The following is an 11593-nucleotide window of genomic DNA, read 5'->3' on the forward strand; positions in this document are numbered from 1 at the left end:
CCAATCACAATTTTCTCTGGAATACTGGGTCGCCCGGTCAAGCCGGGCGACGACAGCCTGCCCTCTACGCCTGTCCGGCCTTGGCCAACTCCACCTCGACGCGCAGTTCGATCTCGGAGAGTACCGCATCAAGGCCGGCATCGCCCGACGAGGATTTGAGGTTCGCCGCAGCATCACGCAGACGCATCACGGTCGAGGCGTCGAGGTTTCCGGACAGCAGTCCCATCTTCAGATCATCGAGCACGTCGAGCGCGGTCCTGCCGCGGGCGACCGAGCGCTTGCGGCACTCGACCGGATCCTCTTCGACGCCCTGCAATGCCAGCAGCGCGTCGATGTTGGCGGTGGCCTTCGGTGCGGCAGCGCTCCGCGTCTCCTGTGCCGACGAGGTGTCGGGCAGCACGAAGGTGCCGGAGCCGGTCCGCCTGGCCTGGCTGGCCGGCGTTCCTAGCGTGGTTCCGTTCGGTCCGTAGATGCGCATCGGAAGGAATCCGGGTGATCGATGCCGGAGCTTCGCCGTTTTATGGTTAACGGCCCGTAAACAGCCCGGCAAAATCTGCCGACAGGCGGCAGTTTCGCTCCTCAGGCACAACACCGGCTGACATCGATCGAAACAGATTTATTCAACCTATTCAGCGATCTATCCCGAAGCCCCGGGTTGGCACAGCGCTCGCAAGGAAAGCGCCGGACCCCCCGCGGGTCACTTCAAATTCCTCCGGGTGAGGTCAGTCAAATTCCTCCACCCGCGAGGCAGGACAAGGGACTGTTAGTTTGAGTTTGTTTCCCGGGCAAGAGCTTCAGCGGCTTCTTTGAGCCGATAGCTGCGTCCGTCGAACTCAAGCAGATGGCAATGATGCATAAGGCGATCGAGGATCGTCGTGCTCATAGTGTTGTCCCCAAGGTATGCCCCCCAATCCTGCACGACGCGATTGGAGGTGACGATGACGCTGCGGCGCAGTTTGTAACGCTGATGGATCAGGGTCTGCAGCAAAGTGCCGGCGTCGTCGGGGATGGCGCGTGCGAGGAATAGATCGTCCAGCACGAGGAGATCGCAGTCGATGATGGTTCGCAGCCGGACCTCGCGTTGTGCCGGAGAGTTCAGGGCGTAGCGGTGGAAGAAGTCGTCGGTCTCAAGATACTGGACCTTGTGGCTTTGCAGGATCGCCTGATAGGCAATCGCCTTGGCGATGTGCGACTTCCCGGTGCCAGGTTTGCCAACAAGCAGAGCGTTCTCGCCAGCGGCAATGAACGCCAGGGTGTGGAGCTGGAAGCAGGTCTGACGTGGCAGTTTGGGATTGAAGGACCAGTCGAACTCGGCGAGCGTCAGCTTTTCGTCGAGCCCGGATTGCTGGTATCGCCGCTCGATAAGACGGGACTGACGACGGTCCAGTTCATCCTGCAGGATAAGGGAGAAGGTCTCGAGGAAGGGCTGGTTGGCGCCCTGCGCCTGGAGCACGCGCGTCTGCAGCGTGTCGCGGACACCCGACAGGCGCAGCTGTCGTAGGCAACGCTCAATTTCCGGCATGGTCATCATGTGGCTAGGTCTCCAGTTTAAGGTGAGAAGGTGCAGCGGGAGCGCTCGTGGCGCCGGAGTTGGCCGGGGTTGCGCAGGCGACACGAGCGCGGATTGCCGTGGCGTGATCGTCGTGAGCCTCGGCCTGCCGACCATTGTCGTCGGCGTCGCGCCGCACAGCGCGGCTGAAGAGGTCGCCGTATTCCGCGGGGGTACGGATCAGCGGATGATCCTGGGTGAGCGGCGATGCCGGCTGTGGCGTCACTCCAACCTGCTCGATCGCCTGTTCGAACAACCGCTCGACGGTCGCACGCACGTGCTTGTAGCGGTAGATGCGGTTGTCGATGGCGTGCGCGCAGGCCTGCTCGACCAGCCGCGCCGGATACTTCCGGCCCAGCCCGACAATGCCCCACATCGCGCGCTGTCCGGGGCGCCCTTCGGTGTCGAACACCTGCTGGCACAAGGCCCTGGTCTGCGGTCCGATGCGCTCGGCGCTCGCCAGCAGCACGGCGGTTTGCCGCGACGGGTTGAACGGCCGTTCGCTGGTCGGCAGGACGACAGAACCGGGGTGCGCCATCCGGGAATGAACACGCAGCAGCGCACGGGTGTGGCGATCACGGATCTCGATCGTGGTGGTGTAGATGCGCACGACGACCTGGCTGCCGATCGGCGCGGGCCGCGCGGCGTAATAGCTGTTGTCGACGCGTACGGTGGTGTCGTCGCAGACAGTCCGGACGACTTCGGTGAAGATGCGGAAGGGAGCGACAGGCAGCGGCCGCAGGTGCGGCTTCTCTTCCTGGAACATCGCCTCGACCTGACGGCGCGTGCTGCCGTGGATGCGTTTGGAAGCCCAGTTCTCCTCCCAGTGCCTCAAGAACTCGTTTTGCGCCTCCAGCGTCTCGAAGCGCCGTCCGGCCAGCGCAGTGCCCTGGGTATGTTGAATCGCATTCTCGACGCATCCTTTCCGATTTGGATCGGCCACGCGCGCGGGATCGGCGACCACGGCGTAATGAGCCAGCATCGCGCTGTAAATCGGGTTGAGCTGGGGCTCGTACAAATCCGGCTTGAGGACGCCTTCCTTCAGGTTGTCGAGCACGACATAGCTGGGGACCCCGCCAAAATACCGGAACGCCTCTTCGTGGAGCTGCGCCCAGACTTGTTGGCTGGACTTCCAGACTACCCGCCGGAAGCTGCGCCGCGAGTAGCGTAGCGTCATCACGAACAGGCGGGGACGACGGTACCGCCCGCTCTTCGGATCAACCGTCGGCGCGCCCTCGCCATAGTCGACCTGAGCTTCCTCGCCGGGGAGGAACTCAAGACGATCAAACTGCTCAGGATCAGCGTGCCGCAACCGGCGCACAAACCGCTTGACACTCTGGTAGCTGGACGGAAAGCCAAATTGATCAACCAGGTCCTGGTAAATCGCCTGCGCGTTCCGCTTCAGCCGGACCTGTTCTTCGATCCACGTCCGATGCGCTTCGCAAGCCGAACGGGCCAGGCTGCTGGTGACCGTCGCTTCCGATGTCCCAAAAGCCGGTGGTCGGGGTGGAGGAATTTGGCCGTCCGCGCTCACCGAGCCGGTGGTCACTTCCCCGGGGGAATTTGCCTCCGCACCGGCCCGCAGCGCCTGATAACGCCGGATCGTCTTGCGATCGACACCCGTCAGCCGGTGAATCTCGCGCTGGCTGGTGTTGCGATCAAGTAATGTAAGTACGGTGCTTTGCAGATGTCGCTTCAAGACGTTCAACTCCCCGGCCCCTTGCTGGCTAAAGGGGTCGAACATAAACGTCCTGCCTGACCGGCTACTGCTGTTCAGCGGCGCTGACGGCGATCATCAGGTGGGGGAGTTTCAAGTGACCATACCCGGGGGATTTTGACCGACCCACGGGGGACCAGCTCGTCATGGGAGTGTCGTGCAGGTCCTTCCGATTTGAGGAGCCTTTCTAGGAGCCTTGGGGAGCAGAGGATGCCAGGCGTTCGTTGGGTGAGGATTGTTGGGGTGGCCTGCGCCGCGCTGTCAGCGCTGGCGCTCTCGGTCACGCCTGCAAGCGCGACATCGCGCATCAAGGACCTCGCCAACATCGAGGGCGTGCGGCAGAACCAGCTCATCGGCTACGGCCTCGTCGTCGGCCTCAACGGCACCGGCGACACGCTCAACAACATCCCCTTCACCAAGCAATCGCTGCAAGCGATGCTCGAGCGCATGGGCGTCAACATCCGCGGCGCCACCATCCGCACCGGCAACGTCGCGGCCGTGATGGTGACAGGCAACCTGCCGGCCTTCGCCACCCAGGGCACGCGCATGGATGTCACCGTCTCCGCGCTCGGCGACGCCAAGAACCTCCAGGGCGGCACCCTGCTGGTGCCCCCCCTGCTCGGCGCCGACGGCAACGTCTATGCGGTGGCGCAGGGTTCGCTCGCGATCTCCGGCTTCCAGGCCGAGGGCGAGGCGGCCAAGATCGTACGCGGCGTTCCGACCGTCGGACGCATCGCCAACGGCGCCATCATCGAGCGCGAGATCGAGTTCGCGCTCAATCGGCTGCCGAACGTGCGCCTGGCGCTGCGCAACGCCGACTTCACCACCGCCAAGCGCATTGCGGCTGCGGTCAACGACTATCTCGGCGTCAAGACCGCCGAGCCGATCGACCCATCGACGGTGCAGCTGTCGGTCCCGCCCGAGTTCAAGGGCAACGTCGTCGCATTCCTCACCGAGATCGAGCAGCTCCAGGTCGATCCCGATCTCGCCGCCAAGATCATCATCGACGAACGGAGCGGCATCATCGTGATGGGCCGCGACGTCCGCGTCGCCACCGTCGCCGTGGCGCAGGGCAACCTCACCGTCACCATCTCCGAGAGCCCGCAGGTCAGCCAGCCCAACCCGCTGTCGCGCGGCCGCACCGTGGTCGCGCCGCGCAGCAGTGTCACCGTCACCGAGGACGGCAAGAAGCTGGCCGTCGTCAAGGACGGCGTCTCGCTCCAGCAGCTCGTCGACGGCCTCAACGGCCTCGGCATCGGTCCCCGCGACATGATCAGCATCCTCCAGGCGATCAAGGCCGCCGGCGCGATCGAAGCCGACATCGAGGTGATGTGATGCAGGCGGGCTCGATCAACACCCCGCGCCTCGCCACCGCTTCGGCGTTCTTGGTGGAGAGCCGCAACGGCCGGCCGGACTTCGAGCTCGCCGCCGCGCTGCAGAAAGTCTCACCGCAGCAGCAGGCCAAGGCGCAGAAGACCGCCACCGATTTCGAGGCGATGTTCCTCAACAGCATGTTCTCGCAGATGACCTCGGGCCTGAAGGGCGAAGGTCCGTTCGGCGATACGACCGGCACCGGCGTGTGGCGCTCGATGCTGACCGAGCAATATTCCAAGAGCTTCGCCCAGGCCGGCGGCGTCGGCGTCGCCACCGAAGTCTACCGCACCCTGATCATGCAGCAGGCGAAAACGATCCGCACGGCATAAGGTCAAACGAAATGAACCATTTCCACGCCTCACGTCAGCCGATGCAAGCCCAGAGTCCGAACACCGCGCCCGGCAGCACCGAGGCGCGCAAGCTCGCCGAAGGCCTGATGGACGCAATGAGCGCGCTGCTCGGACTGATCGAGCGCGAGACCGAACTCGTTCGCGCCGGCAAGGTCCGCGAGGCGATGACGCTCGAGAGCAAGAAGCAGGAGCTGTCGCGCAATTACGTCGGCGCCGTCAGCCAGCTGAAGGCGAACCAGGCCCAGCTCGCGAAATCCGCGCCGGAGCTGCTCTCGACGCTGCATCGCCACCACGATGCGTTTCGCGCGATGCTCCAGGTCAATCTCACCGTGCTCGCGACCGCGCACGCTGTCTCCGAGAGCGTCGTGCGCGGCGTCAACGCCGAGATCCAGAAGCGCAACGTGCCGAACACCTATACGGCCGCGGGGCGCCGCGCCGCGCCGGGCCCGCGCCACATCACCCCGCTCGCGGTCAGCCGCTCGCTCTGAGCGCGCAGGAACAAGCGACACTTTTACGAAATATTGCGTGGCGATAGCGTCGCGCGGTTAGTCACGTTTCCTTACCAGGTCTTCAAACCTGGTGTTCCATGGTTGCGCTATTAGAGGGGTTGGGATTTGACTCAAGTAAGGCAACCAGGAGGCTGCCATGAGTACAGATTTCAGCATCAGGCCGGTGGGGATCCCGGCACCCGCGCAGATCGTACCGACGTCCAACGTGGCGGCGAACGAGGCCGTGCAAACGGATCTTCCGGTGAGCCAGACGGTCGCCGCGAGCGATACGGGCGCGCCTGTACGCAATGATCTGCCGAACCACGAGAACGTCTCGCGCCAGGTCGTGTTCGACCAGGCGGCCGCGTCCTTCGTCTTCCAGGTAGTCAACGCCAAGACCGACACGGTGGTGACCCAATTCCCCGACGAGGCGATGCTGCGCCGGCGCGCCTATTTCCATGCGCTGGATATGCAGTCCGAGCCCTCGCGTCCGCTCAGCACGGACGTCAGCGCCTGACGACCAGGTGTCGACCGTCACGACGGCGGATCGACACCAGTCGAGTCCGCCGCACGTTCGGTGGCGATGTCATTGATCCGCCCCAGCGCCGGCTTCCGTCAGCATCGACTTGGTCCGCGGTCGGCAAATGCTCGACCACGACCGCTCTCCGTCACGGTCGTCCGGACAGGCCTGCAGCGATGTTGCGATTGATCTCGATCAGCGGGCGGAAATGATCGAACTGCGGGCTCATCTGCAGCGCGGCCGTCTGGCTCAGCACGAACACGCTGATGTTGGCGATCTTCTGCCGGACGTCGATCGGTTGCGGATTGGTGTCACGCATCGCCTCGCTCAGGAAGATGGTCCAGAGCTTGCGGTTGAACATCAGGGCCTGCATGGTCTGCTCGCTGAGCGGATCGGCGTTGTTCACCGCGTCCTGGAGCTTGTTGGCGGCCTTGAGCAGGGTCTGCGCCTCGATGTCCCGAGGAGATGCGGTGGTCGTTGCAACACGCGCATAAGCCGAGGCAGCGGAATTCGACATCAATCACACCCTGGACGTTACCTAGCGCGTTAGACGCGCTTAAGGATTTCTTTCCCAACCCTAGGCAGCACCGCTTAAGATTTGCTTACGTGTTGTGCTTGGAAGCACTCCGGACAATTACGGGGCACGGAGCTCTTCGTCGGCGCAACGCTAGATGCACACACGCACGATGTAAACTCGCTCGGCGTGATGCGCATCGATCTCAGCTAATCTTGTCTTAGCGATCTCCCTTAAAAGAACGGCGGAGCGTTAGCTCCGCCGCGAAATCTCGAGTGGCGAACTTGCGCCGCGAACTTAGCGGAGCAGCTGCAACACGCTCTGTTGCGACTGGTTGGCCAGCGACAGCGCGGAGACCGCGATCGACTGGCGTGTCGAAAGCGCCTGACTGTTCGCCGCTTCCTCATTGGTATCGGCGAGCGTCAGGTTGGACGAGCCGGTCTGCAGCACGTTGATCAGGTTCTTGGAGAAGTCCTGACGCACCTGCACGATCGACAGGTTCGAACCGAGGGTGGAGCCTTCCGAACGCAGCGTGCTCGAGGCTGCATTCAGGCTGGCCAGCACCTTGTTGGTGGCGCCGTTGTCGATGAAGTCGACGCCGTTGACGAGATTGCTGAGACCGAGGCCCGCCGCATTGAACACCACGCCGTTGATGCTCAGCGTGGAGCTGCCGGTCTCGTTGAAGACGAGCTTCAGCGTGTCGCCGTTGAGCAGGTTGACGCCGTTGAAGGAGGAGTCCTGCGACGTCGTGTCGATCTGGGCCAGGATGTTGTTGAACTGGTTGACTAGGTTGGAGCGCGCGGTCTGCGCCACGGGATCCTGGACCGGCGGCTGCGCGGTGGTGAAGGCCAGAACACCCGTGATCGTGCCGCCGACTGCGCCGCCCGCGAGAGTCGAACCGAGCGTCGAGGAGGCGTATTCGTTGACGGTGGTCACCGTGAGCAGGCCGTTGGCATCGATCGTCGCCGTCAGGTGGTTGGCCTGCAGCTGCGCGTTGAGCTGGTCCAGCGTCTTGACGGTGCCGTTGGTGCCGTCGCCGAAGGTGACGTTCACCGGCGTGCCGCCGTTGAACGAGGTGAAGGTCAGCGTCTTGCCGCTGATACCGCCGACGCCGGACGTGCGGGCCGCAGTGAAGGCGGTCGCCGTTCCCGTATTGCCGCTGAGACCGAATGCGCTGAGGGCATTGCCGGTCCCGGTGATCGAGAGATCGGCGTTGATGCCGGTGGAAAGCGCAAGCTGACCGCTGCTGTTGACCGACGACGGGATCTGGCCCGCAGTGGTCGACAGCGTCGCCGCGCCGTTGAAAATGCTGGCCGTCTTGACGCCGGTCGCAAGGTCGATCGAGTTGAGCAGGTCGGTCAGCGTCGCGCTCTGGATATAGACGGTCGAGTTGCCGTTGCCGTCCGTGACGATGTTGCCGCTGACCCCACCGGACGTGACGCTCGCCGCCGATTGCGGCGTCTGCGCGTTCTTGAAGGTGATGGTGTGGCCGTCGATGTTCAGCGTCGAACCGTCCTTCACCAGGGTGCCGAGCGAACCCGCGGTGGTCGACCGGGCCGCAGTGACGTTGGCATTGCCAGCGCCGGTTGCGGACGTCAGGCCGAGCGCCTTGAGGAAGTCGGCCTTTCCGGTCACGCTCAGATCGGCGCCGGTCGAGCTCTTCAGCGTAACCTGGCCGCCCGTGATGGACGATGCCACCTGAAGCGTGCCGACGGGACCGGCCGAGCCGCTGACCGAGATGGTCGCGGCGCCGGCGCTGATCGTCGCGCTCTTGACGCCGCTGGCCAGATCGATCGCGCTCAACAGGTCGTTGACGGTGCCGGTGGGCGCGGCGGCCGTTCCCATGTAGACGATCGAGTTGCCGTTGCCGTCGGTGGCGATGTGGCCGCTGGCATCGAGGCCCCAGCCGGTCGGCTGCGTCGCGGGCGCTGCGCCGGTCCGGAAGGTGATGGTCTTGCCGTTGACCGTGATCGAGTCCCCGTCGGCAGGCGACGAGCCGAGGGTGCTGGCTGCCGTTGTGCCGATCAGCGTCGCGGTGCCGGTCAGTGCAGTGGTGCCGTCGGCCGCGTTGGTGGCGGCGCCGGTCAACGTGCCCGCGGTCGAGCCCAATGATGCACCGAGTGCGGCGGCGGCCGTCACCGGTGTCACGCCACCGGGAGCGCCGGTGTAGAGCACGTTGCTGTTGGCGGTTGCGCTTGCATACGACGTCGTGCCGCGCAGATCGGCCGGCGTCGCACCGGGAATCGTGGTCGAGACGTTCGACTTGGTGGAATAGCCGACGGTGGTCTGCAGCGCCTGGTTGGCGATCGATTTCGCGCTGTCGATCAGCTTTTGCAGCGAGGAGATGCCGGTGTTGGCGGCCTGGAGCACCTGCACACCGTTGTTGATGCCGTCGAGCAGGTTGCTGATGTCGCTCGCCCGGTTGTCCAACCCCTGCGCCGTAAAGAAGTTGGTGGGATTGTCGAGCGCCGTATTGACCTTTTTGCCGGTCGACAACCGCTCCTGCGTCGTGGCCAGCAAGTCGGCCGTCGACTGCAGCGACAACAGGTTCTGGCGAACGGACGCCGAGAGAACGATGTTGGACATTGGCGAGTCTTCCTCTTGAACCGGATACGAATCGGCCGCGCCGTCTGCAAAGCGGGGCTTTGGTCCAGTTTTAGAAGGTGTCCTTTAAAGTATGGTTAACGCCGGTTTAAGGGATAGGGTTAATGGCGGGTGAAGGCTCCTGCCCGCCTCCAAATGCAAAAAGAGCGGCGGAGCAAATGGCCCCGCCGCTCGATTTTGATTTGTAATTTCAGTGGCTTATTAGCGGAGCAGCTGGAGCACGCTCTGCTGCGACTGGTTGGCCAGCGACAGCGCGGAGACCGCGATCGACTGACGGGTCGACAGCGCCTGGCTGTTGGCAGCTTCGACATTGGTGTCGGCCAGGGTCAGGTTGGACGAGCCGGTCTGCAGCACGTTGATCAGGTTCTTGTTGAAGTCCTGACGGATCTGCACCACCGAGAGGTTCGAACCGAGGCTCGAGGCTTCCGAGCGCAACGTGCTCGATGCGGCGTTCAAATTGGTCAGCACCCTGTTGGCGGCGGCGTTGTCGATGAAATCGACGCCGACGGTCAGCGCGGCGAGGCCGAGGCCCTTCGAGTTGTAGGTCACCCCGGTGATGTTCAGGCTCGACTTGCCGGTCTCGTCGAACACCAGCTTGAGCTGGTCGCCGTTGAGCAGGTTGACCCCGTTGAACGAGGAGTCCTGCGCGGTTGTGTCGATCTGGTTCAGGATGTTGTTGTACTGAGATACCAGGTTCGCACGGGCCGTCTGTGCGACCACATCCTGGACGGGCGTGGAAGCCGTCGAGAACGTCAGCGCCGAGGTCAGCGTGCCGCCGATCGCACCGCCCGCGACAGTCGAGCCGAGCGTCGAGGAGGCATAGTCATTGGACGCCGTGATCGTCAGCAGGCCATTGGCGTCGATCGTCGCTGACAGGTTGTTGGCCTGAAGCTTCGAGTTGAGCTGGTCGAGCGTCTTGACCGTGCCGTTGGTGCCGTCGCCGAAGGTGACATCGACCGCAGTGCCGCCGTTGAAGGAGGTGAAGGTCAGGCTCTTGCCGCTGATGCCGCCGATGCCGGAGGTGCGCGCCGCCGAGAACGCCGTCGCATTGCCGGTGTTGCCCGAAAGACCAAACACCGCCAGCGCGTTGCCGGTGCCGGTGATCGACAGGTCGGCGTTGATGCCGGTCGAGAGCTGGAGCTGGCCGCTGGTGTTGATCGACGACTTGCTCTGGCCGGTTGCGGTATTCAGTGTCGCCGCGCCGTTGGCCGCAATCGACGCGGTCTGCACGCCGGTGGCGAGGTCGATCGCGTTGAGCACGTCGGCGACAGTGCCGGCCTGGAGGTAGACGGTCGAGTTGCCGTTGCCGTCAGTGATCACGTTGCCGCTCTTGCCGAACCCGGCTGGAATGGCCGGCGCACCTGCTGAGCCCGGAACCGGCGCGTTCTTGAAGGTAATGACGTGGCCGTCGACATTCAGGGACGCGCCATCGGAAATCAGCGATCCCAGCGAGCCCGCGGTCGTGGTCCGGTTGACGCTCAGCGACGCATTGCCGCCGCCCGTTGCGCCGGAGAGGCCCAGCGCCTTGAGCAGGTCGGCCTTGCCGGTCAACGACAGATCCGCACCCGTCGAACTCTTCAGCGCCACGATACCTGCGGCGATCGATGAGGGCGTCTGGCCCGCGCTGTTCGCGATCGTCGCCAACCCGCTTGCGATGACCGAGGTGTTCACGCCGCTGGCGAGGTCGATCGCGGTCAGGAGGTCGTTGACGGTCGCGGCCGGGGTGGCGGCGGTGCCGAGATAGACGGTGGTGTTGCCGTTGCCGTCGGTCACGAGGTTGCCGCTGAGGCCCGAGCCCGCCGGGACGGCGGCCGCCAAGGGAGCCGAGCCGGAGCGGAAGGTGATGGTCTTGCCGTTCACCGTCAGCGTGTCGCCGTCGGCGGGAGCCGAACTGATCTTCGTGGCCGCGGTGGTGCCGATCAGGGTCATCGTGCCTGTCACGGCAGTGGTGCCGTCGGCAGCGTTCACGGCAACCGTGTTCGAGAACGTACCTTGCGCCGCGCCGAGAGTGGTGGTTGCGACGGCCGCGGTAACGCCGCCCGCCGTGCCGTTATACAGCACGTTGCTGTAGGCGGTCGCGCTGGCATAGGAGGTCGTGCCGCGCAGGTCGGCGGCGGTTGCGCCCGCGATCGTGGTGGAGACGTTGGACTTGGTGGAGTAGCCGACCGTGGTCTGCAGCGCCTGGTTGGCGATCGACTTGGCGCTGTCGATCAGCTTCTGCAGCGAGGTCAGGCCGGTGTTGGCGGCCTGCAGCACCTGCACGCCGTTGGCGATGCCGTCGAGCAGATTGTTGATGTCGCTGGCGCGGTTGTCGAGCGACTGGGCGGTGAAGAAGTTGGTGGGATTGTCCAGAGCCGAGTTGACGCTCTTGCCGGTCGACAGACGGTTCTGTGTGGTGGCGAGGAGGTCGGCGGTGGACTGGAGAGAGAGCAGGTTCTGACGAACCGACGCAGAGAGAACAATACCGGACATGACTC

Annotated in this window: 10 protein-coding genes; 4 read left to right on the plus strand and 6 right to left on the minus strand. The window is 64.3% G+C overall.

The window, feature by feature from the left end:
- Positions 1 to 64 precede the first annotated feature (64 nt).
- From ABIF91_RS42760 to istA, 3 genes are all read right to left on the minus strand, one after another.
- Positions 65 to 478 (minus strand): flagellar assembly protein FliX, encoded by a 414-nt coding sequence (locus ABIF91_RS42760; RefSeq protein ID WP_424579789.1) that lies wholly within the window; start codon positions 476 to 478, stop codon positions 65 to 67.
- A gap of 285 nt (positions 479 to 763) precedes the next feature.
- The gene (gene istB, locus ABIF91_RS42765) at positions 764 to 1531 is read right to left on the minus strand and encodes an IS21-like element IS1631 family helper ATPase IstB (RefSeq protein ID WP_038952109.1); all 768 of its coding nucleotides are present in this window, start codon (positions 1529 to 1531) and stop codon (positions 764 to 766) included.
- Positions 1532 to 1535: 4 nt separating this feature from the next.
- On the minus strand, positions 1536 to 3293 hold the full coding sequence (gene istA, locus ABIF91_RS42770) for an IS21-like element IS1631 family transposase (RefSeq protein WP_100214066.1): 1758 nt from the start codon (positions 3291 to 3293) through the stop codon (positions 1536 to 1538).
- Between the two features lie 183 nt (positions 3294 to 3476).
- Between istA and ABIF91_RS42775 the strand changes: the two genes are divergently transcribed.
- The 4 genes from ABIF91_RS42775 (at position 3477) to ABIF91_RS42790 (ending at position 5995) form a co-directional block, all read left to right on the plus strand.
- Positions 3477 to 4601 (plus strand): flagellar basal body P-ring protein FlgI, encoded by a 1125-nt coding sequence (locus ABIF91_RS42775; protein WP_424579790.1) that lies wholly within the window; start codon positions 3477 to 3479, stop codon positions 4599 to 4601.
- On the plus strand, positions 4601 to 4969 hold the full coding sequence (flgJ, locus tag ABIF91_RS42780; protein WP_424579791.1) for a flagellar assembly peptidoglycan hydrolase FlgJ: 369 nt from the start codon (positions 4601 to 4603) through the stop codon (positions 4967 to 4969). The genes ABIF91_RS42775 and flgJ overlap by 1 nt, the downstream gene beginning before the upstream one ends.
- Positions 4970 to 4980: 11 nt before the next feature.
- Positions 4981 to 5478, plus strand: a complete 498-nt coding sequence (locus ABIF91_RS42785; RefSeq protein WP_028181461.1) for a hypothetical protein — start codon at positions 4981 to 4983, stop codon at positions 5476 to 5478.
- Positions 5479 to 5635: 157 nt separating this feature from the next.
- Positions 5636 to 5995: a hypothetical protein gene (locus ABIF91_RS42790; RefSeq protein WP_424579792.1), complete on the plus strand. Its 360-nt coding sequence runs from the start codon at positions 5636 to 5638 to the stop codon at positions 5993 to 5995.
- A gap of 151 nt (positions 5996 to 6146) precedes the next feature.
- Here ABIF91_RS42790 and flaF read toward each other — a convergent pair whose 3' ends face one another.
- The 3 genes from flaF to ABIF91_RS42805 all read right to left on the minus strand — a co-directional run bounded on the left by flaF (position 6147) and on the right by ABIF91_RS42805 (position 11588).
- Positions 6147 to 6515: a flagellar biosynthesis regulator FlaF gene (flaF, locus tag ABIF91_RS42795; protein ID WP_028181463.1), complete on the minus strand. Its 369-nt coding sequence runs from the start codon at positions 6513 to 6515 to the stop codon at positions 6147 to 6149.
- A 294-nt stretch (positions 6516 to 6809) separates the two neighbouring features.
- Positions 6810 to 9098: a DUF1522 domain-containing protein gene (locus ABIF91_RS42800; protein ID WP_028181464.1), complete on the minus strand. Its 2289-nt coding sequence runs from the start codon at positions 9096 to 9098 to the stop codon at positions 6810 to 6812.
- Positions 9099 to 9317: 219 nt separating this feature from the next.
- A complete protein-coding gene (locus ABIF91_RS42805) occupies positions 9318 to 11588 on the minus strand; it encodes a DUF1522 domain-containing protein (protein ID WP_424579793.1) in 2271 nt (756 codons plus the stop codon).
- Between the last annotated feature and the right edge of the window lie 5 nt (positions 11589 to 11593).

It is taken from the genome of Bradyrhizobium sp. USDA 241 (genome assembly GCF_049739505.1).
In the GTDB taxonomy this organism is placed as follows: domain Bacteria; phylum Pseudomonadota; class Alphaproteobacteria; order Rhizobiales; family Xanthobacteraceae; genus Bradyrhizobium; species Bradyrhizobium liaoningense.